Annotated in this window: 18 protein-coding genes and 1 pseudogene; 11 read left to right on the top strand and 8 right to left on the bottom strand. The window is 69.2% G+C overall.

Annotated features, from left to right (window positions below; all coding sequences use genetic code 11):
• The first annotated feature begins 129 nt into the window (after nt 1–129).
• The 4 genes from ACFJI0_RS14810 to ACFJI0_RS14795 are packed head-to-tail and all read left to right on the top strand — an operon-like array spanning nt 130 to nt 3,401.
• Nucleotides 130–1,104 carry a VOC family protein gene (locus tag ACFJI0_RS14810; protein WP_382320738.1) on the top strand — a complete coding sequence of 325 codons (975 nt, stop codon included), beginning with the start codon at nt 130–132 and terminating at the stop codon, nt 1,102–1,104.
• Nucleotides 1,105–1,125: 21 nt separating this feature from the next.
• A complete protein-coding gene (locus tag ACFJI0_RS14805; protein WP_382156567.1) occupies nt 1,126–1,350 on the top strand; it encodes a recombinase-like helix-turn-helix domain-containing protein in 225 nt (74 codons plus the stop codon).
• Nucleotides 1,351–1,393: 43 nt separating this feature from the next.
• The gene (locus tag ACFJI0_RS14800; protein ID WP_382320735.1) at nt 1,394–2,422 is read left to right on the top strand and encodes a Rieske 2Fe-2S domain-containing protein; all 1,029 of its coding nucleotides are present in this window, start codon (nt 1,394–1,396) and stop codon (nt 2,420–2,422) included.
• A gap of 10 nt (nt 2,423–2,432) precedes the next feature.
• Nucleotides 2,433–3,401 (top strand): PDR/VanB family oxidoreductase, encoded by a 969-nt coding sequence (locus ACFJI0_RS14795; RefSeq protein ID WP_382320733.1) that lies wholly within the window; start codon nt 2,433–2,435, stop codon nt 3,399–3,401.
• Here the strand turns inward: ACFJI0_RS14795 and ACFJI0_RS14790 are convergent.
• Complete coding sequence (locus ACFJI0_RS14790) at nt 3,398–3,958, bottom strand: MarR family winged helix-turn-helix transcriptional regulator (protein WP_382320731.1); 561 nt, start codon at nt 3,956–3,958, stop codon at nt 3,398–3,400. The two genes, ACFJI0_RS14795 and ACFJI0_RS14790, sit on opposite strands and share 4 nt — an antisense overlap.
• A gap of 250 nt (nt 3,959–4,208) precedes the next feature.
• Between ACFJI0_RS14790 and ACFJI0_RS14785 the strand changes: the two genes are divergently transcribed.
• The 5 genes and pseudogenes from ACFJI0_RS14785 to ACFJI0_RS14765 all read left to right on the top strand — a co-directional run bounded on the left by ACFJI0_RS14785 (nt 4,209) and on the right by ACFJI0_RS14765 (nt 9,537).
• Nucleotides 4,209–5,189, top strand: a complete 981-nt coding sequence (locus tag ACFJI0_RS14785; RefSeq protein ID WP_382156575.1) for a Bug family tripartite tricarboxylate transporter substrate binding protein — start codon at nt 4,209–4,211, stop codon at nt 5,187–5,189.
• A gap of 19 nt (nt 5,190–5,208) precedes the next feature.
• On the top strand, nt 5,209–7,494 hold the full coding sequence (locus tag ACFJI0_RS14780) for a xanthine dehydrogenase family protein molybdopterin-binding subunit (RefSeq protein ID WP_382320729.1): 2,286 nt from the start codon (nt 5,209–5,211) through the stop codon (nt 7,492–7,494).
• Nucleotides 7,487–8,354, top strand: a pseudogene (locus ACFJI0_RS14775) (FAD binding domain-containing protein). The gene ACFJI0_RS14780 and the pseudogene ACFJI0_RS14775 overlap by 8 nt, the downstream one beginning before the upstream one ends.
• 3 nt (nt 8,355–8,357) lie before the next feature.
• Nucleotides 8,358–8,834, top strand: a complete 477-nt coding sequence (locus ACFJI0_RS14770) for a (2Fe-2S)-binding protein (protein WP_382320726.1) — start codon at nt 8,358–8,360, stop codon at nt 8,832–8,834.
• Nucleotides 8,824–9,537 carry a CoxG family protein gene (locus ACFJI0_RS14765; protein WP_382320724.1) on the top strand — a complete coding sequence of 238 codons (714 nt, stop codon included), beginning with the start codon at nt 8,824–8,826 and terminating at the stop codon, nt 9,535–9,537. The genes ACFJI0_RS14770 and ACFJI0_RS14765 overlap by 11 nt, the downstream gene beginning before the upstream one ends.
• A 49-nt stretch (nt 9,538–9,586) precedes the next feature.
• Here ACFJI0_RS14765 and ACFJI0_RS14760 read toward each other — a convergent pair whose 3' ends face one another.
• The 3 genes from ACFJI0_RS14760 to ACFJI0_RS14750 are packed head-to-tail and all read right to left on the bottom strand — an operon-like array spanning nt 9,587 to nt 13,335.
• Nucleotides 9,587–11,167, bottom strand: coding sequence for a sulfatase (locus tag ACFJI0_RS14760; RefSeq protein ID WP_382320722.1), 1,581 nt, complete (start codon nt 11,165–11,167; stop codon nt 9,587–9,589).
• 13 nt (nt 11,168–11,180) lie between these two features.
• A complete protein-coding gene (locus ACFJI0_RS14755; protein ID WP_382320720.1) occupies nt 11,181–12,164 on the bottom strand; it encodes a Bug family tripartite tricarboxylate transporter substrate binding protein in 984 nt (327 codons plus the stop codon).
• 31 nt (nt 12,165–12,195) lie between these two features.
• Complete coding sequence (locus ACFJI0_RS14750; protein ID WP_382320717.1) at nt 12,196–13,335, bottom strand: FAD-dependent monooxygenase; 1,140 nt, start codon at nt 13,333–13,335, stop codon at nt 12,196–12,198.
• Nucleotides 13,336–13,427: 92 nt separating this feature from the next.
• Here ACFJI0_RS14750 and ACFJI0_RS14745 point away from each other — a divergent pair, with 92 nt between their 5' ends.
• On the top strand, nt 13,428–14,417 hold the full coding sequence (locus tag ACFJI0_RS14745; protein ID WP_382320715.1) for a cupin domain-containing protein: 990 nt from the start codon (nt 13,428–13,430) through the stop codon (nt 14,415–14,417).
• A 1-nt stretch (nt 14,418) separates the two neighbouring features.
• On the opposite strand, the gene ACFJI0_RS14740 is transcribed toward ACFJI0_RS14745, so the two are convergent.
• The 4 genes from ACFJI0_RS14740 to ACFJI0_RS14725 form a co-directional block, all read right to left on the bottom strand.
• Nucleotides 14,419–16,203 carry an alkaline phosphatase family protein gene (locus ACFJI0_RS14740; RefSeq protein ID WP_382320713.1) on the bottom strand — a complete coding sequence of 595 codons (1,785 nt, stop codon included), beginning with the start codon at nt 16,201–16,203 and terminating at the stop codon, nt 14,419–14,421.
• A gap of 14 nt (nt 16,204–16,217) precedes the next feature.
• Nucleotides 16,218–17,237: a DUF4062 domain-containing protein gene (locus ACFJI0_RS14735; protein ID WP_382320711.1), complete on the bottom strand. Its 1,020-nt coding sequence runs from the start codon at nt 17,235–17,237 to the stop codon at nt 16,218–16,220.
• Nucleotides 17,238–17,383: 146 nt separating this feature from the next.
• Nucleotides 17,384–17,878, bottom strand: coding sequence for a DUF1579 domain-containing protein (locus tag ACFJI0_RS14730; protein WP_382320709.1), 495 nt, complete (start codon nt 17,876–17,878; stop codon nt 17,384–17,386).
• A 24-nt stretch (nt 17,879–17,902) separates the two neighbouring features.
• Nucleotides 17,903–18,649 (bottom strand): phosphatase PAP2 family protein, encoded by a 747-nt coding sequence (locus tag ACFJI0_RS14725; RefSeq protein ID WP_382320707.1) that lies wholly within the window; start codon nt 18,647–18,649, stop codon nt 17,903–17,905.
• Nucleotides 18,650–18,965: 316 nt separating this feature from the next.
• Here ACFJI0_RS14725 and ACFJI0_RS14720 point away from each other — a divergent pair, with 316 nt between their 5' ends.
• Nucleotides 18,966–19,334, top strand: a complete 369-nt coding sequence (locus ACFJI0_RS14720; RefSeq protein WP_382156601.1) for a DUF1428 domain-containing protein — start codon at nt 18,966–18,968, stop codon at nt 19,332–19,334.
• The last annotated feature ends 102 nt before the right edge of the window (nt 19,335–19,436 follow it).

Genomic DNA, 19,436 nt, shown 5'->3' with positions numbered 1-19,436 from the left:
ATTAGTCTGCATGCCACTTCCCACGCCGAACGTTTGCCGGTAGAATTCAGTTCGTTTCAAGTAAGAAACACGGGTTTACTGAAGAAACGTTTGGCGCCCGGAGGCGGCCAGGCACTTCAAGGATTGCAGATGAGCGTACTGGGCATCGATCAAATCACCTACGGCGCCGCCGACCTGCCGCGCTGCCGCCAGTTCTTCCTGGACTGGGGCCTGTCGCTGGTGCAGGAATCTCCACAGGAACTGGTGTTCGAATCGCTCAACGGCTGCCGCGTGGTCGTGGCGCACTCCGACAAGCCCGGCCTGCCGGCCGGCGTGGAGCCCGACCCGACGCTGCGCGAGGTGGTCTGGGGCGTGGACACGGCCGAGAGCCTGGCGCTCTACCGCAGCCGCCTGCAGGGCCAGCCCGGCTTCGTGGAGGCCGATGGCCGCTTCGGCTGCACCGACCCCAATGGCCTGGCGGTGCGCCTGCAGCTCACGAAAAAGCGCGAGGTGCAGATCGAGAGCGCGCTCGTCAACACCTGGAGCGACCGCCCGCGCCGCAACCAGCGCAGCCCGGCCTACGACCGCGCCACGCCGGTCGAGGTGGGCCACGTGGTGTTCTTCGTGACCGACCTCAAGGCCACCGGTGCCTTCTACATCGACAACCTGGACTTCGTGGTCTCCGACCTGTACCCCGAGCGCGGCCTGTTCCTGCGCTGCGCGGCCGAGGGCGGCCACCACGACCTGTTCCTGCTGCAGCCGCCCGAGCCGCGCAAGGGCCTGAACCACGTGGCCTTCTCCGTGCGCGACCTGCACGAAGTGGTCGGCGGCGGCATGCACATGTCGCGCAGCGGCTGGAGCACCGAGCTCGGCCCGGGCCGACACCCGATCTCCTCGGCGATGTTCTGGTACTTCGAGAGCCCGGCCGGCGCGCTGGTGGAGTACTACACCGACGAGGACGAACTCACCGCCGACTGGGAGCCGCGTGAATTCACGCCCGGTCCGACGGTGTTCGCCGAATGGGCCATCAAGGGCGGCATCGACGGCCATACGCGCCGCCAGGTGAACGCCGGTGCGCCCAGCGGCAAATTCATGACCGACAAGCCCAAGCCGCCCACGGAATGACGACACCGAAGGAGACACCGCATGCGAACCCCCGACCTCTACAACGAAACCCACCAGACGCGCACCGCACCCCCGACCTCGTATGAGGGTTTGCTGGGCGATTCGATCGAACGCGCCTACGCTCAGGGCATCCACGACCTCGAAGGCCTGGTGAAGTACCTCAACGACGCGGGGCCCTCGGGCCCCAATGGCCAGCGCTGGACCGAGCAGTCCTTCCAGCAGGAAATGGCCCGCCTCGGCGCCTGAACCCCGCCGCCCGACCCCAGCCCCACCGCCAGGAGACACGTCCATGGATACCTCTGTCATCAACGTTCAGCTCGACCCGGTCGACGCCGTCCTCGAAGTCGGCCTCAAAGACCTGTGGTTCCCGGTCTGCCCGTCCAGCTTCGTGAAGAACGACCCGATCTCGATCCGCCGCCTGGGCTACAAGATCGCGCTCTGGCGCGACCAGGCCGGCCAGGTCCATGCGCTGGAAGACCACTGCCCGCACCGCGGCGCGCCGCTCTCGCTGGGTGTGAACCTGGGCGACCGCCTGGCCTGCCCGTACCACGGCGTCGAAGTGCGCTGCGACGGCACCGTCACCCGCGTGCCCGGCAGCCCCGGCTGCAAGCTCGAAGGCTCGCGCCCCGCGCGCATGTTCCACGCCGCCGAAGCGGCCGGCGCGATCTTTCTCTACAACGCGAGCAACCCCATCCTGGACGACGCGCCGCCGCTGCAGCTGCCCGAGGAACTGACCTCGCCCGAGTGGTCGAACTTCCTCTGCTACACCGAGTGGGGCGGCGACTACCGCTACGTGGTCGACAACGTCATGGACCCGATGCACGGCGTGTACCTGCACAAGCAGTCGCACACCATGAGCGAGGGCGACAGCCAGGCCGAATTCCAGATCCGCGACATCCCCAACGGCTTCTGCTTCGAGAAGAAGGGCCAGCGCGGCGTCAACTTCGACTGGACCGAGTGGATGGACCTGGGCATCCACGTGATGCGCCTGGAGATCCCGTACCCCAAGACCGGCGGCCCCGGTGGCAACTTCACCATCATCGGCAGCTACACGCCCATCAGCAACCGCACCTCGGGGGTGTTCCACTGGCGCTGCCGCCGCGTGAGCGGCTGGCAGCGCGACACCTGGCGCTTCCTCTACAAGAACCGCCTGGAAGAGCGCCACTGGAACGTGCTGGAGCAGGACCGCGTGGCGGTGGAGAACATGGAGCCCGACGCCAACAAGCGCGAGCACCTGTACGCGCACGACATGGGCATCGTGCGCCTGCGCCGCCACCTCAGAAACCTGGCCAAGGCCCAGCTCGACAAGCCCATGTGAGAATCGCGGGATGAGCAACAACGCCACCACCCTGCAAGCCTGGGTCCACACGCTGCGCCACGAAGCCGATGACGTGATCAGCGTGGACCTGCGTCCCGCCCCCGATGTCGTGTTCCCGCCGTTCGAGGCCGGCTCGCACATCGACCTGCACCTGCCCAACGGCATGGTGCGCAGCTACTCGCTGTGCAACAACAGCCAGGAGCGCCACCGCTACGTGGTGGGCGTGCTCAAGGACCGCACCAGCCGGGGCGGCTCGCGCTGCGTGCACGAGCAGCTGCGCGTGGGCATGCGCATCACCATCAGCGCGCCGCGCAACCACTTCGGCCTGCACGAAGAGGCCAGCCACACGGTGCTGGTGGCCGGCGGCATCGGCGTCACGCCCGTGCTGTGCATGGCGCGCCGCCTCAAAGACCTGGGCCGCAGCTTCGAATTCCTGTACTTCGCGCGTTCGCGCAAGAGCGCGGCCTTCATCGCCGAGATCGAGGCCCTGGGCGTGCCCGTGACCTGGCACTTCGACGACGAGAAGGGCGGCCCGCCCGACCTCACGGCCCTGCTGGGCCGGCGCGCGCCCGCGGCCAGCGAGCACTTCTACGCCTGCGGCCCGGCCGTGATGCTCGACAACTTCGAGAAGACCTGCGCCGCGCTGGGCCACAGCAACGCCCACATCGAGCGCTTCACGGCGGTCGAGGTGGCGGCCGCGGACGACGCGAAGACCAGCTTCACCGTCGAGCTGCGCCGCAGTGGCCAGATGTTCGAGGTCACGCCCGACACCACGCTGCACAAGCGCCTGATCGAGATCAACGCCGACGTGCCCTTCAGCTGCGAAGAGGGCATCTGCGGTTCGTGCGAAACCAAGGTGCTCGAAGGCATCCCCGACCACCGCGACATGGTGCTGACCGACGCCGAGCGCGCGGCCAACAAGGCCATGATGGTCTGCGTCTCCGGTTGCAAGAGCGACCGGCTGGTGCTCGATATCTAAGCGTCGATCGAGCCGTCGGCGTCGGCAGCCCCGCACTGCCGCCGCAGCTTGCCGAGCACCGTGTACAGCACGCGGCGCTCGTCCCGGCTGAGCGTGAGGATCATCTGCGCCTGGCTGCGCCGCGCCAGCGGCATGATTTCCTGGTACAGCGCCTGACCGGCTTCGGTCATCAAGCAGATGAGGCCCTTGCGACCCCGGGGACCCGGTGTCTGCATCTCCACCAGGCCCCGGTCGCCCAGCAGGCGCAGCGCGCGGCTGACCTGCGCCTTGTCGGCGGCCGCCAGTTCCACCAGTTCCGCGAACGGCAGTGAGCCCGCGTGCGCCAGCACGGACAGGATGCGCCACTCCGACACCGTGAGCTCGAAGCGGTTGGCATAGGGCAGGGTGATCGCGCGCCGCAGCCCATTGCTGGTGTGGCTGAACATGGTGGTCAAGAAGTCGTGCACCGCCAGACCCGCGCCATCGGGCGCCAGATCGGCCCAGGGGTTGCTGGCGCCGTCGTCGACCCCTTCGGGCGGCAGGGCAGAGGGGTTCGTCAGGGGCTCTTCTTGGGGCATGCGGGGATTCTCAGGGAAGCGGCGCGCCCGATCGGCTTCGCGCCGCGATCTCGTTGTTGATCAGTCAATTAAATTGCAACAAATTGTCAGAAATCGGGATTTCATCGTTGATCAGTCAACGACGAAGGCATACGATGAAGGTGTTTCTGTTGTGAACCCATGTTTCCAATATGAAACGTCTAAATGGCGCGGACGGACACCGGCCTGGACCCCACCCAACGGCATGAATCGCCTTCACAGGAGTGCATTGATGAAAACGGATCGTCGACAGTGGATGGCCTTGGCCCTGGCGGCCACGGCCTTGTTTGCGGGTGGCGCGGCCGCCCAGGCCTACCCCGAGAAAACCATCAGCCTGGTCGTGGCCTATCCACCCGGTGGCGACTCGGACGCCACCGCCCGGCTGTTCGCCGAGAAGCTGTCGCAGCGGCTCAAGCAACCCGTGATCGTGGACAACCGGCCCGGCGCGGGCGGCACGGTGGGCAACACCTACGTCTCGCGCGCCAAACCCGATGGCTACACGCTGCTCTTCACACCCAACCCCTTCACCACCGCGCCCATGGTGCTCAAGCTCGCGCCCAACGCCAGCTACGACGCGCTCAACGGCTTCGACCCGGTCGTGCTGAGCGCCATGCAGTCGGTGCTGCTGGTGACGCACCCCGAGAGCGGCATCAAGAGCGTGGCCGACCTCGTGGCCCAGGCCAAGGCCGGCAAGCAGCTCACCTACGCCAGCCCGGGCGCGGGCTCGCCGATGCACATCGTGGCCGAGTGGCTGAACCGCGCTGCCGGCATCCAGGTGCAGCACATCCCGTTCCGCGGCGTCGGCCCGATGATTCCCGACATGCTGGCCGGGCGGGTCAGCATGGGCTACGTCACCCTGGGCGCGGTGGAGCAGCACCTCAAGTCCGGCAAGCTGGTGGCGGTGGCGCTCACCGACGGCGAGCGCACACCGCTGCTGCCCAACCTGTCCACCGTGGCCGAGCAGGGCTACAAGGACGTCAAGCTCGGCGCCTGGAACGGCATCTTCGCGCCCAAGGGCACGCCCCCGGCCGTGGTCAAGCAGCTCAACGAGCACATGAACGAGATCCTGCGCATGCCCGACGTGGTCGAGAAGATGGCGACCTTCGGCTCACGCCCGGTGGGCGGCAAGCCCGAGGCGCTGGCGAAGATCAACGCCGACGATTACGCGCGCCTCTCCAAGCTCATCAAAGACCTGAACATCCAGGCCGACTGAGCCCAGGCGAGGAACTCCCATGAGCGAATCCACCCTGGGCCGCGACACGCCGCAGGTCAACGCCCGCGCCAAGGTGCTGGGCCGCGCGGTGTACGCCGGCGACATCAAGGTCGCCGGCATGCTGCACGGCAAGATCCTGCGCAGCCCTTACCCCCATGCGCGCATCGTCCGCGTGGACACCTCGGCGGCGCTGGCCCTGCCCGGTGTCAAGGCGGTGCTCACCGGCGCCGACGCGCCGCGCACGATGTGGGGCGTGCACCAGAAGGAGCGCCGCATCCTGGCCGACGGCGTGGTGCGCTTCGCGGGCGAAGAGGTGGCGGCCGTGGCGGCCACCACCGAAGAGATCGCGCGCGACGCGCTGGACCTGATCCACATCGAGTACGAGGAACTGCCGCCGCTGCTGACCCCCGAGGAAGCGCTGGCCGAGGGCGCGCCCGGCGTGCACCCCGGGCGCGGCAACGTGGCGCACGAGATCCGCTTCGAGCGCGGCAGCGTCGACGCCGGGTTCGCGCAGGCGGACCTGATCCATGAGGCCACCTACACCACGCACGCGCAGTACCCGGGCTACCTCGAGCCCATGGCCAGCGTCGCGGCGATCGACGCGGACGGCCGCCTGCAGGTCTGGACCTCGACGCAGTCGGTGTTCCTGGCGCGCGCGCGCCTGGCCGCGGCCCTGGAGCTGCCGGTCTCGCGCGTGCGGGTGCTGGCGGCCACCGTGGGCGGGGGCTTCGGCGGCAAGATCGTCGAGGACGACAACCAACTGGTGGCCGGCCTGCTCGCGCTCAAGACCGGGCGCGCGGTGCGCCTCGTCAACAACCGGCTGGAGGACTTCCAGGCCGCGTGCTCCAGCGTGCCCGAGCGCATCACGCTCAAGCTGGGCATGACGCGCGAGGGCCTGATCGTCGCCAAGGACGTGCACATCGTGGCCGACTGCGGCGCCTACTGCGGCCTCTCGCCCGAGGTCATGCACGTGAGCGCCATGCGCAGCGACAACATGCACCGGCTGCAGCACGTGCGCTCGCACGCCACCATGGCCTACACGCACACACCGCCGCACGGCGCGTTCCGTGGCTTTGGCGGCACGCAGATGCTGTTCGCGCTCAACAGCCACATCCACACCATGGCCGAGCGGCTCGGGCTCGACCCGGTGGAGATCCACCAGCGCAACGCCATCGGCCGTGGCGAGACCTCCATCCACGGCTGGCAGATCGGCAGCACCGGCCTGCTCGAATGCATCGCCCAGTGCACCGAAGCCATCGGCTGGGGCGAGAAGCGCGCGCGCTCACCGGGCACGGGCAGCCGCCGGCGCGGCGTGGGCATGGCCGCGGCCATGCACGTGAGCGGCAACCGCACCATCGGCAACTGGGACGGCTCCACCGTGATGATCAAGGTCAACGAAGACGGCCGCCTGGTGGTGCATTGCAGCGAAGGCGACATGGGGCAGGGCGCCATGACCATGCTGAGCCAGATCGTGGCCCACGAGCTCAACGTGCCATTGGCCCATGTGCTCGTGGTCGCGCCCGACACCGACAGCGCGCCGTTCTGCATCGGCACGCTGGCCTCGCGCGTGACCATGGCGGCCGGCAACGCCGCCATCGTGGCCGCGCAGGCCGCGCGCGACAAGCTCTTCGCCCTGGCCGCGCAGATGCTCGGTGCGCCAGCCGACCAGCTGGAGATCGCCGAAGGCCACATCCGCGTGCGCGAGCAACCCGGGCAGCGGCGCACGCTGGCCGAGGTGGCGCGCCAGCACATCTGGCGCCACGGCGGCGAAGGCATCCAGGTCATGGGCAGCTGGGACGCCAAGACCCAGATGCACGACGACCAGGTCCACGGCAACATCGCGCCCGCCTACTCGTTCGCGGCGCAGGCGGTCGAGGTCGAGGTGGACACGCAGACCGGCCAGGTCACGGTGATCGACAGCTACGTCAGCGACGACTGCGGCAAGGCCCTCAACCCGCTGGCGATCCACGGCCAGACCAACGGCGCCACCGTGCAGGCCATGGGCTGGACGCTCTACGAACAGCTGCAGCTCGAAGGCGGCCGCCTCATGAACGGCAACTTCGCCGACTACAACATGCCCACCGCCGACGCCGTGCCCTTGCTGCGCGGCGGGCTGGTGGAATCCCACGAACCCAACGGCCCGCACGGCGCCAAGGGCGCGAGCGAGACCGCCATCCTGCCCGGCGCGCCGGCGATCGCCAACGCGGTGTACCACGCGGTGGGCGTGCGCATCACCGACCTGCCCATCACGCCGCAGAAGGTGCTGGCCGCGCTGCGCGCCCTGAAGGAGACGGCCCATGCTTGACTTCGACTTCCTCGAACCCGCCAGCGTGGCCGAGGCCAGCCGCATGCTGGCCGACCTGGGCGACGAGTGCCGCGTGATCGCGGGCGGCACCGCGCTCATGCTCGGCATGCGCCAGCGCATGCTCACGCCCTCGCACCTGGTGTCGCTGGGCCGACTCGGCGCGCTGCGCGGCATCGCGCTGGACGAGCGCGGCGGCCTGCGCATCGGCGCGCTCACGCTGCACGCCGAGGTGGCCGCCTCGCCCCTGGTGCGCGAGCGCTGGCCCATGCTCGCCAGCATGGCCGCGCGCGTCGCGCAACCCGCAGGTGCGCAACCAGGGCACGATCGGCGGCAACCTCTGCTACGCCGACCCGTCCACCGACCCGCCGGGCTGCCTGCTGGCGCTGAACGCGCAGGTGGTGCTGGCCAGCGCGCGCGGCGAGCGCGTGCTGGCCCTGAGCGACTTCCTGGTGGACTACTACACCACCGCGCTCGAACCCGACGAGCTGCTCAGCGAGATCCGCGTGCCCGCGCTGCCCGCCGACGCGAGCGGCCAGTACGCGCGCTTCCTGCGCACGGCGGCCGAGCACCGGCCGCTGGTCAGCGTGGCCTTCGTCGCGCGGCGCCAGGGCGCGGTCTGCACCGAGGCGCGCATCGCCGTCGGTGCGTCCACCCCCATTCCCGTGCGCCTGCCGCGCGCCGAGGCGTACCTGGCCGGCAAGACCCTCACCGCCGACGTGGCGGCCGAGGCCGCCGACATCGTCGCCGCCGACATCGAACCCGTGTCCGACGCCCGGGGCGACGCCGACTTCCGGCGCGACATGGTGCGCGTGGTCGCGCGGCGCAACATCGCGGGCCTGTTCGGCCTGCCCCAGGAGTAAGCCATGAGCCAACACCCCATCACCCTCACCGTCAACGGCGAGGCCGTGCAGAGCACCGTGCCCGCGCGGCGCCTGCTGTCCGACTTTCTGCGCGACGACCTGCACCTCACCGGCACCAAGCGCGGTTGCGAAACCGGCATCTGTGGCGCCTGCTCGGTGCTGGTCGACGGGCAGGTCGTCAAGTCCTGCCTGAGCCTGGCGGTGCAACACAGCGGCCGCGCCATCACCACCGTGGAAGGCCTGTCGCAGGGCGAGACCCTGCACCCCTTGCAGGAGAGCTTCATGCAGTGCGGCGGCCTGCAATGCGGCTACTGCACGCCGGGCTTCCTCATGACCTCGTGCGCGATGCTGGCGGCCAACCCCTCGCCGAGCGAAGACGAGGTGCGCCATGGCCTCAACGGCAACCTCTGCCGCTGCACCGGCTACACCCAGATCGTCGAATCCATCCTGACCGCTGCGGAGAAGATGCGTGGAAATTGAAAAAACCCTGTTGCTGGACGCGCCACCGGCGCGTGTCTGGGCCCTGCTGCTGGACCCGAATGCCATGGGCGCCTGCGTGCCCGGCATGGAGTCCATTGAGGTCGTGAGCGACGACGAGTACGTGGCCGTGATGAAGGTGAAGATCGCCTTCATCAGCGCGCGCTTCAAGCTCAAGACCCGCATCGTCGAACGCGACGAGCCGCGCTACCTGCGCGCCGAAGGCACGGGCGAGGACGCCTCGGTGGCCAGCTCGCTCAAGCAGAACAGCGAGATGTGGCTGCAGGAGCGCGAGGGCGGTGGCACCGAGCTGCGCATGAAGGTCAAGGTGGACGTGCTCGGCCGCATGGGCACCTTCGGCCTGGGCGTGATGAAGACCAAGGCCGACCGCATGTGGGATGAGTTCGGCGTCAACGCGGCGGCGCGCCTGGCCGGCGGCACCGGGGCGGCGGTGGACGTGCCGGTGCCCCCGGTGGTCGTCGAAGCCGCCGTGCCCGTGGAGCCGGTGCCGCCGCCCCCGGCGCGTCCCGAGCCCACGCCGCCGCCGGAGGCGAGCGCGCAACGCCCCGGCTTCTGGGCGCGCCTGTGGGGCGGCTCGGGTCAGGACATCCGCGTGGAAGTGCGGCGCGGCGACACCACCATCACCGTGCACTGGCCGGTGCAGGCCTCGCAGGACTGCGCGGCCTGGCTGCGCACGCTGGTCTGACCCACCGCATCTTCAAAAGAAAAGGCCCGCTCGAGCGGGCCTTTTTTTTCTAGGCGGCGGCGCCCGGGTAGGGGCTGGTGTCCGCCGCCGTGAGCATGGCGCGCGCCAGCTGCTCCATGAGCGACTGCCGCAGCGGCAGCGAGGCCGCGTCGGCCCACAGGTTGCGCAGCTCCAGCGGGTCCTGCCGCAGGTCGTAGAGCTCGCCCCAGGGCTGGCCGTCGTACACCGTGAGGCGGTGGTCGTGGTTGCGCAGGGTGCGCATGCGCACGCGGCGGTCCATGCCGAAATCGCTGCGCTGGCTTTCTTCCTCGATCAGCAGTTGCTGGCGCACCCCGCTCGCCTGGCCGGTGACCACCGGCAGCAGGGAAGCGCCCTGCATGCCGTTGGTGGGCTCCAGGCCGGCGCGCTCCAGCACGGTGGCCGCGATGTCGATGGTCTGCGTCAGCGCGGCCGTGGCCGCCGTGGCCGGTGCCTGCGCGCCATCGCGCCAGATGAAGGGCACGCGGGTGAGGGCGGGGTAGTGCAGGCCGCCCTTGAACATCAGGCCGCGCTCGCCCAGCAGGTCGCCGTGGTCGCTGGTGAACATCACCACCGTGTGTTCGTCCAGGCCGAGCGCGCGCAGCCGCGCCATCACCAGGCCGATGTGGTCGTCGATGTTGGCCAGGCTGCCGTGGTTCAGTGCGATGGCCTCGCGCGCTTCCTGTTCGGAGCAGGCGAAGCTGCCGTAGCCGGGCCGGAACGCGGGGTTGTCGCGGCGCTGCTCACGCAGCCATTGCACCGGCGGTGGTGGGTCGGTCAGCTCGGCGTGGAACGACGCGGGCAGCGACACGTCGTCGGGCCGGAACAGGTCCCAGTAACGGCCGGGCGGCGTGAAGGGGTGGTGCGGGTCGGGGAACGAGCACTGGATGAAGAACGGCTGCTCCGCGCTCGCCATGCGGTCCAGCGCGTGGCAGGTCTGCTCGGCGATGTAGGCCGTGGGGTACAGCGCTTCGGGCACGCGGGTGCGCCAGGCGTGGCCGATGCGGGCCAGGTGCAGGTCGGGCGTGGGGATCGCGTGGGCGGGGCCGATCAGGCGGTCCGCGTCGGGCGTCTGCTGCCGCAGCCAGCGCCGCCAGTGGCCGTGCTGTTCGTCGGCGTGGCCGATGGTGAGCGCGACCTGCTCGAAGCCGTAGTAGGGCAGCTCCAGCTCGTGGGCCGGGTCTTCCTCCCAGCGCTGCCACACCTCCTGGCCGTAGCGCCCCGGGTAGGGGCGCAGGGCCTCGTGCGGGCGGCGCGGGCCCTTGCCGGGCCAGGCCGTGGGCAGGGTGGTGATGTTCTGCAGGTGCGACTTGCCCACCAGCGCGGTCTGGTAGCCCGCCTCGCGCAAGGTCTCCACGAAAGTGCGCTCGCCCAGCGAGAGCTCGCGCCCGTTCATCTGCAGCCCGTGCACGCTGGGCAGGCGCCCGGTCATGAGCGAGGCGCGGTTGGGCTGGCAGATGGGCGTGGCGACGTGGAAGTCGTCGAAGCGGCAGCCCTGCGCCGCCAGCGCGTCGATGTGCGGCGTGCGCACCTCGGTGTTGCCGTAGCAGCCGAGGTGGTCGGCGCGGTGCTGGTCGGTGATGAACAGCAGGAAGTTCGGTCGCCGTGCCATGCCGCTGTGCGCCTCAATCGGCCTTGATGTTGAGTTCCTTGGCCAGCTTGCCGTAGCGCTCGTTGTCGGCCTTCATGAAGTCGGCCAGCACCTGCGGCGTGCCGCCCAGCACGTCCAGGCCGGCGCCGGCGAGCTTCTCGCGCACGTCGGGCAGCTGCAGCGCTTCGTTGAAGGCCTGGTTCAGGCGCGCGATCACCGGCGCGGGCGTGCCGGTCGGCACGAACACGCCGTACCAGGCGTTCACCTCGACGCCGCTTACGCCCTGCTCGGTCGCGGTCGGCACATCCGGCAGCAGCGGCGAGCGCTTCTTTTCGGTCAGCGCCAGCGGCACCAGCTTGCCGCCCTTGATGTGCGGCACCGCGCCACCCAGGCCGGTGAACAGCAGCTTGACCTCGCCGCTGAGCGCGGCGGTGATGGAGGGGCCCACGCCACGGTAGGGCACGTGCATCAGATCGACCTTGGCCGCGCTCTTGAGCATCTCGCCCGCGAAGTGCATGGGCGAGCCATTGCCGGGGCTGCCGTAGGGCAGGCCGGGCGACTTGCGCGCGGCCTCCAGCGCGGCCTTGAGGTTGGTCACGCCCAGCGAGGGGTTGGCCACCAGCACCATGGGCGTGGTGGCGGGCGAGATCACGGGCACCAGGTCCTTGTGCACGTCCACGCCACCGCCCGCGCCGGCCGGCAGCACGTGGGGCGAGATCACCATGGTGTTGGGCGTGAGCAGCAGCGTGTGGCCGTCGGCGGTCGAGCGCGCCACCGCGCCGGCACCCAGCAGCGCACCGGCACCGGGGCGGTTGTCCACCACCACCGGCTGGCCCAGCTTGGGCGCCATCTTCTCGGCCAGCACGCGCGCGGCCAGGTCGGGGCCGCCGCCGGGCGGGAAGGGCACGACGATGGTGATGGGCTTGCTCGGGAAGGTCTGCGCCGCCGCGAAGGGCAGGGCCGAGGCGAGCGCGAGGCCGATCAGGCCCAGGGTGAAGTGGCGTTTCTGGTTTTTCATGGTGTGTCTCCTAGGGAAAGGTGGGGAAATCTCAGGCCTGGGCGAGCGGCACGTTCCAGGCGTCGTAGCCGTAGACCCAGTCGGCGTTGCCCTGGCCCTTCATCCACTGGTTGCCGCGCGAACCGATCTGGATCTTGGCCGTGCGCTCCTGGCGCGTCTTCTCGTAGCGGCGCAGCGCCTCGGCGGCCTGCGCACGGGTGCCCACACCGGCCAGCGCGCGGCCCAGCACCACGGCGTCTTCGATCGCCATGCCCGCGCCTTGCGCCATGAAGGGCAGCATGGGGTGGCAGGCATCGCCCAGCAGGGTCACCGTGCCCTGCGACCACTGCGGCAGCGGCTCGCGCTCGTACAGCGCGCTCTTGAGTGTGGTGTCGCAGGCCTCGAGCAGGGCGCGGGCGTCGGCGTGGAAGTCCTTGTAGAAGCCGCGCAGCTCGTGCACGTCGCCCGGGCTGGTCCAGGACTCTTCGGTCCAGCTCTCCTGGCCGGTGGTGGCGAAGACGAAGGTCTCCTTGCCCTGGTTGAGCGGGAAGGTGACGATCTGGCTCTGCGGGTTGGGGCCCCACCACTTGGTGAAGGCCTCGATCTCGGGCACGTGCTTCACGCGCTCGGTGGGCACCACCGAGCGGAACGACACCACGCCGGTGAAGCGCGGGCTCTCTTCGCCGAACAGGGCGGTGCGCACGCGCGAGTGGATGCCGTCGGCGCCCACCACCACGTCGAAGCTGGCTTCGCTGCCGTCGTCGAACTGCAGGGTCACGCCCGCGTCGCTCTGGTTCAGCGTCTTCAGGCGCTTGTCGAACGCGATCTGCTCGATGGGGAACTGCTCGGCCAGCGCGGCCAGGATGTCGGCGCGGTGGATCGTGACCTGCGGCGCGCCGTACTGCTCTTCGGCGACGTTGCCCATGCCCAGGCGCGAGGTTTCCTTGCCCGTGTCCCAGTCTCGGCTGATGCGGAAGGTGGGCTGGGCGCCGGTGCGGCGGATAAAGGCGCCCGCACCCAGGCCGTCGATGGCGCGCACCACGTTGGGCGTGAGGTTGATGTCCGCGCCCACGCGCGAGAAGCCCTTGGCCTGCTCGAACACGGTCACCTCGTGGCCCTGCTTGCGCAAGGCGATCGCGGCGGCCAGACCGCCCACACCGCCGCCGGCGATACCGATTTTCAAACTGCTCATGGGGCTGCTCCTGCAATGTCGAAGCGTGCATTGTTCAGCGCGGGCCCCGCGCACTCAACCGCTTGGGCGCCTGAAATGGGTACGATTCGTCCATGGATGTCCTCAGCGAAGTGCTCGCCATCTGCCGCGCCGAACGCGCGGTCACGGCCCGGTTCCACCTGTCTGCGCCCTGGGGCTTGCATTCCAATGGGGTGTCTGGCGCCGCCATGATCCGCATGGCGCGCGGCGCGCCCTGGTGGGTGGAAGCGGCCGGCGGCGGCGGGCCGCTGCGCGTGGAGCCCGGCGATCTGGTGATGATGCCGCTGGGCGCGGCCCACCGCATGGGCTCCGCGCCCGACGCGCCCACCGTGCCCTTCGCCCAGCTGCTCACCCAGCGCACGCCCGGCGCGCGCGACGAAGCGCCGCTGGACCTGCGCCACGGCGGCGGCGGCGAGGGCTGCGAGATGTTCAGCGCGCTGCTCTGGTTCTCGGCCTACTGCCGGCACTCCGTGCTCAGCGTGCTGCCGCCGCTCATCCACGTGCGCGCGAGCGAACTGCCCACGGCCGTGATCCTGGCCGCGTCCATGGAAACGCTCGTCACCGAAACGCTGGACCAGCGCCCGGGCTGGCGCCTCTCGGCCAGCCGCATGGGCGAGCTGCTGCTCATCAACATCCTGCGCGGCCACCTGCTGCGCGGCGCCGGCCCGGTGGAGGCCAACTGGTGGCGCGGCCTGTCCGACCCCGCGATCGCCCGTGCCATCGCCGCCATGCACCGCGAACCCGCGCGCAGCTGGACGGTGGAGACCCTGGCGCGCGAGGCCGCCATGTCGCGCTCGCGCTTCAGCGACCGCTTCAAGGCCCTGGTGGGCGACACGCCCATGGGTTACCTGGGCGGGCACCGCATGGCGCTGGCGGCCGAACAGCTGGAAGCCGGCCACCTGCCGCTGGCCCAGGTGGCGCAGGACGCGGGCTACGAGTCCGACAAGGTGTTCGCGCGCGCGTTCCGGCGCTGGTCGGGCCTGTCGCCCACGGCGTATGCCAAGCGCGAGGTGGCGCGGCGCACCGCCATGACCGATCCGCACACGGCGTCGGCGGGGGACTGACTCAGGGCGCGATGGGCGCCACGGCCAGCAGGTGGTTGGAAAAGCTGGTCTCGGTTTCGCAGCGCCAGGTGGCCCACAGCTTGCACCCTTCGGCCGACCCCATGTCCAGCTCCAGGGCCAGCCAGTTGCGGGCCGCCATCACATGCTTGTCGTGCCCCGGGAAGGGCATCACCTCCGCGACGTACTGCACGTCGATGTTCTGCGGCTGCTTGGCATTGCTGTTCAGCCACGACAGGAACAGCCGCTCCATCACCCCCATGAGCGAGGGATGCACCACGGCCGACGAGGTGAACTGATGGATCTGGGACCAGGTCTCCGTGGCCGGCAGGTCCTTGCGGTAGGCCGTGCCCCAGGCCGCGACGTGCACATCGCCGGACACCAGGGACACGCGGATCTTCTTGTCGCGCGCGAGGTTGGAGAGCACCTCCAGCAGGCGCTTTCGCTCGCCCTCGTGGTCGTCGTGGGACCAATGGTCCTTCAGGTCGTCGGCATTGCTGTCGGTGACGTGCTCTTGCCCGAACTTGTCCATCAGCAGCTCGGCCAGGGGCAGCTTCGGGTGCACCACGGGCACCGAGGACATGAACAGCAGGTGCTGGCACGCGCTCTTGGGTTGGGTGCCCGCGTTGCCGGATGCCAGGCTGGTCGTCCATTTCTTGATCTGGCCCCAGGTGTCCGAGCCCATCACCTGCGCCCGCGAGCGCTCGGTGCGCAGGTCGGCCGCCACGATGGCCACCGGCCCGATGGCGTGCGCGGAGGTGAAGCCCGGCTGGCCATCCAGCAGGGGCAGCGCCAGCGCATCCTTGGCGAGCACCTGGCTCCAGGCGATGGGTTTGAGCAGCGGGTCCTGGCGGGAAAAACCCGCCGGCGTCGTGTCTTCCAGTTCGGGCAGATCTTCCAGCGCATGCTGCATCTGGAACACCCAGAAGGCGCGCCGGGCGTGGCGGAACAGCGTCTGGAAAAGCGGGCTGTTCTGCATCTCGCAGCTGTACGAACCCCAGCCGTCGAAGATGTCGTGGTCGTCCCACATCATGATGGTGGGCATGGACGCCATCGCCGCGCTCGCATCCAGCGCGGGCGTGGGCGACGACCAGGGCTTGCGCTCAGCGGGCAGCCAGCGGTGCTTGTACAGCCCGAAGTAGTAGGCCTCGATCTCGCGCTCCAGCGCCTTGGTGACCTTGAAGTCCAGCTGCGCCTGCCGGGGCAAGGCCACCCACTGCCGCAGGGACTTGATGTCTTCCCAGATCGAGTCGAAGTAGATCTGATCGCCCCCCATCAGCATCAGGTGAAAGCGCTGCAGGCCCTTGTCGTGGATGCGCGTCTCGTGCCACAGCTGTTCCTTGTCCAGCAGCTTGACTTCACCCGCACCCTTCTTCCTGCGCAGCGCGCGGTCGTGGCTGTAGAGCAGGTCTTCCCACACCGCATCGGACGTGCGGATGAGCTTGCGCATCACGGCCGGGTCGGAAAACCCGTTGCACGACACATAGGCCATGCGCGGCGAGAAATCCTTGCCCGGCACCGTCATGCGCCACGTCGGTCCGCCCGGCACGCCGTAGCTCACCGTGCGCTCGCTCTTCAGGACCTTGCAGGAAACGTCGTAGCGCAGATAGCGTTCGCCGGGGATGGCCAGCAGCTCCTTCGGTGCGGGGCAGGCCTTGCCGTCCACCTCCAGCACAGGCACGGCCGCGCCCGCCTTGAGGCCCATCAGCGCGCTCACCTTCCAGACATCACCCTTGCCGATGCCGCGGAACGACAACACCGGCCCCAGCAGAAGATCCTTTTCATTCACGGTCGTCTCCCCTTTCAAACATCCATTTCTTTGGCCACCACCTTGACGATGCGGGCGCGAGACACCGCCCTGCGCGCCACCAGCGCCGCTTCGCCCGTCTGCTGCAGCCATTCGAAAAACCGTTGGCTCGCGTGGCGCGTCTGCGTGTCGTCGCGGCAGTTGGCCAGGAAGGCGAACTGCACCTTCTGCACGTCGTCCGCCACGAACACCCCGAAGGGGCCGCTCACCACCGTCGCGCCCGGAAACCCCAGCAGCGAGGTGGCCTGGGTCTCCGTCGCGCCCCGGTGGCAGGCGATCAGGTGCAGCGGCCCGTGCGCCGAAGCCAGCAAGTCGATGCGCTGGTGATCCTCCAGAAAGGGCCGCCCCACCAGCTCGCGCGCGGCGGCCACGCTGAACGAGGCCGGAATCGCATGAACCACCACCGCCACGTCCTTGCCATCCAGCTTGACCACCACACCGTCCAGGGCCGCGCCGACATCGAAGCGCGTCGAGGCACCCGCCTGCACGCCGCGTTGCGCCAGCGAGATCACGGCATCCGAGAGCGCTTCGAACACGCGCTTCTTCGCGTCGGCCACCGTCTTCACCTCGCCGCCCCGGAAGGCCGTCTGCCGCGAGAGATAGTCCTGGAAGCGCCGGTTGCGCTCACCCGCCGCGCCCTTGGCCTCGGCCACGGTCGGCAGCGCCACCAGTCGCACCTTGGCCTGCGCCGAGCGAAGGCCCTCCATGTACTCCGCGTGGCAGATGCCGATGTCCTGCTCGCCCGCGGCCCAGCCCGCGTTGCCGTTGCTCAGCACGATAAGCACATCGCAGTCGCGCACGGCCTGCAGGCAGGCATCCCAGCTGTCCTGCGTGCCTTCGGCGGGCGGCGCGTCTTCGTTGATCCAGACCTCGAACAGCTTTCGCCCCAGCACCTGCGCGGACTCGATCTCGGATTTCAGCGCCTGGCGCAGGTCCGTCAAGGTGGTCTTGCTGTCGGCGGGGAAGGTGTCCAGGCAACGGCTGGAGAGCATCACGCGGATGAGAGACTTGCGCAAGAGGCGTTCCTTGTTGTTGTTGTTGAACCTGGCGGATCGGCCCGCAGGTCTTGCGCCAGAGGACGCTGCTGGATTCTGGGCAAGATTTCCCTTGGCATCAACCGCTGGCGCCCGTTTCGCCGCTGCTCTTACCCCATCTGTGCATGTCAGACGCGGCGGTAATTCACCTCGACGGCCAAGGCCTCTTCGCCGGTGGGCGAGATGTTGTACATGCGCAGGTCCAGCGTGTCGTCGTTCGGCTGATCGATCGCGGTGCGCCAACCCCAGCGCGGGCCGCCCTGGCCGTCGGCGTAGCTGCCCAGCATCGACAGGCGCGGGTCGCCAGGCGCGCTGGTGCTGAACATGAGGGACGTGCCCGTGCCGAAACTCTCGGCCCACGCCGACTCGTAGCGGCGCTCGTCCAGGTGGTGCGCGATCAGCGCCACACCTTCCATGGGCTCACCGCCGCAGTGGCCGCTGTACTCGTGCAACAGCACGCGGCCACCCAGCAGCACGCGGATGCTGCCGCGCTGCACCGAGTCTTCGGCCGGCTCGCCCGGCTCGAACCAGAGGCGAAAGCGCCCCTGCCACTGCCCGGCCATGCGCGCCAGCTGGGCGTGCACGCCGCCCGCCAGCGAGACTTCGAATTCCTTGCGACCCATGATGTCTCCTTCCGAACCGACCGGCTACGCGCGGGCGCGGCGCCGGGTGATCTCGATCGCGGCGATGCACACCGTCAACCACGCCACACCAAAGGCGAAGCCGGCGACCACATCGCTCGCCCAATGCACCTGCAGGATCACGCGGCTCCAGCCGATGCTGAAAGCCAAGGCCGAGGCCAGCAGCACGCTGGGCAGATGCCAGCGCGGCGGCAGCAAGCGCAGGCACAAGTAGGCCAGCATGCCGTACACCACCAGCGAACCCGAGGTGTGCCCGCTGGGAAAGCTGTAGCCATCGGCCTGCGCGAAGCCGTGGTCGTGCAAGGGGCGCACCCGCTCGAAGATGTGCTTGAGCACCCGGTTGAGCGCGCCCGCACCCGCGCACGCCACCACCCAGCCCAAGGCCAGCGAGGTGCGCCGGCGAACGAGCAACAGCACACCCACGCCGCTCACCAGCAGCGTCAGCGGCAGAGGGTCGCCCAGGTGCGTCAGGTTGCCGAAGAAGCGCAGGGCAGAAGGCGGCAGCTCGCGCGCCAGGGTCTCGGTGAGCCGCACATCGAACTGGCCGATCTCCTCGTCCGCGTCGAACACCTCCAGCATCTCGGCGAACAGCGAAGCTGTGGCGACCAGCACACCCGCGCCGAGCGCCAGGCACACGCCCAGCAGCAGCGGGCGCGGCCAGCGGTCCCACGCGGCGTAGCTGCCGTAGCGCCTGAAGCCGATGACGAAGGCGGCGACGGCGATGAGCACCAGCACCAGCGCGGCGGCGAGCATGGGGGACCGCGTGGCGGCCGAGCCATTCGGCGCTGGCGAGGGCTTGGGTCAGGTCGTTGTCCATGGGTGCTGGTGCTTTCCTGGCTGGATCGTCGCGGCTGCGGTCGATTTTTGCACGCGAGGCCCGCCCGCAAAAAGCGCGGCTGTCCTACAGCCTCGCGCTCCGGCATTGCTCACCATGTCCTTCGATACGTTCACGACGGCTGTTGAGACCTGACGCTGGAAGGTCGTGTCGATTTGTCCTGCTGTCGTTCGTCGTGTAGCTACAAGGTGCCCATAGGGGGCACCTTGCAGGTCAACCCCACAGGAGTCTGATATGTCTTACATCGATGGTTTCGTGATCGCCGTTCCCACCGCCAACAAGCAGAAGTTCATTGAACACGCACGCCAGTTCGACCCGATATTCATCGAGCTGGGCGCCCTTCGTGTGATCGAGGGCTGGGGCGACGACGTCCCTGACGGCAAAGTCACCGACTTTCGCCGTGCGGTCCAGGCGACGGCCGAGGAGACGGTGGCCTTTTCGTGGGTCGAATGGCCGGACAAAGCCACGCGCGACGCGGCCATGAAGAAGATGATGGAAGACCCGCGCATGGACCCGTCCAAACCCGGCAACCCGCCCATGCCCTTCGACGGCAAACGCATGATCTTCGGCGGCTTCGAACAGGTGGTCGAAGTGAAGGCTTGATGGGGCGCAGCGCTGCCACTGGATGTTGCGCAGCGCGCACGCTCCGCTTCGCGAGCAGGCAGTGGAACGTCCCGTCTCGAGTTCTGTTGACAGCTTGATAAA

It is taken from the genome of Hydrogenophaga sp. UC242_53, assembly GCF_042696965.1.
Classification (GTDB): Bacteria; Pseudomonadota; Gammaproteobacteria; order Burkholderiales; family Burkholderiaceae_C; genus Hydrogenophaga.
The sequence above is the reverse complement of the archived record's forward strand: the minus strand, read 5'-3'. Positions and strand labels throughout refer to the sequence as shown.

What these genes read in the sequence shown, in the direction of transcription:
- ACFJI0_RS14810 (WP_382320738.1), top strand. Translation starts at nt 130, where the DNA reads ATGAGCGTACTGGGCATCGATCAAATCACCTACGGCGCCGCCGACCTG.
- ACFJI0_RS14805 (WP_382156567.1), top strand. Translation starts at nt 1,126, where the DNA reads ATGCGAACCCCCGACCTCTACAACGAAACCCACCAGACGCGCACCGCA.
- ACFJI0_RS14800 (WP_382320735.1), top strand. Translation starts at nt 1,394, where the DNA reads ATGGATACCTCTGTCATCAACGTTCAGCTCGACCCGGTCGACGCCGTC.
- ACFJI0_RS14795 (WP_382320733.1), top strand. Translation starts at nt 2,433, where the DNA reads ATGAGCAACAACGCCACCACCCTGCAAGCCTGGGTCCACACGCTGCGC.
- ACFJI0_RS14790 (WP_382320731.1), bottom strand. Translation starts at nt 3,958, where the DNA reads ATGCCCCAAGAAGAGCCCCTGACGAACCCCTCTGCCCTGCCGCCCGAA.
- ACFJI0_RS14785 (WP_382156575.1), top strand. Translation starts at nt 4,209, where the DNA reads ATGAAAACGGATCGTCGACAGTGGATGGCCTTGGCCCTGGCGGCCACG.
- ACFJI0_RS14780 (WP_382320729.1), top strand. Translation starts at nt 5,209, where the DNA reads ATGAGCGAATCCACCCTGGGCCGCGACACGCCGCAGGTCAACGCCCGC.
- ACFJI0_RS14770 (WP_382320726.1), top strand. Translation starts at nt 8,358, where the DNA reads ATGAGCCAACACCCCATCACCCTCACCGTCAACGGCGAGGCCGTGCAG.
- ACFJI0_RS14760 (WP_382320722.1), bottom strand. Translation starts at nt 11,167, where the DNA reads ATGGCACGGCGACCGAACTTCCTGCTGTTCATCACCGACCAGCACCGC.
- ACFJI0_RS14755 (WP_382320720.1), bottom strand. Translation starts at nt 12,164, where the DNA reads ATGAAAAACCAGAAACGCCACTTCACCCTGGGCCTGATCGGCCTCGCG.
- ACFJI0_RS14750 (WP_382320717.1), bottom strand. Translation starts at nt 13,335, where the DNA reads ATGAGCAGTTTGAAAATCGGTATCGCCGGCGGCGGTGTGGGCGGTCTG.
- ACFJI0_RS14745 (WP_382320715.1), top strand. Translation starts at nt 13,428, where the DNA reads ATGGATGTCCTCAGCGAAGTGCTCGCCATCTGCCGCGCCGAACGCGCG.
- ACFJI0_RS14730 (WP_382320709.1), bottom strand. Translation starts at nt 17,878, where the DNA reads ATGGGTCGCAAGGAATTCGAAGTCTCGCTGGCGGGCGGCGTGCACGCC.
- ACFJI0_RS14725 (WP_382320707.1), bottom strand. Translation starts at nt 18,649, where the DNA reads ATGCTCGCCGCCGCGCTGGTGCTGGTGCTCATCGCCGTCGCCGCCTTC.
- ACFJI0_RS14720 (WP_382156601.1), top strand. Translation starts at nt 18,966, where the DNA reads ATGTCTTACATCGATGGTTTCGTGATCGCCGTTCCCACCGCCAACAAG.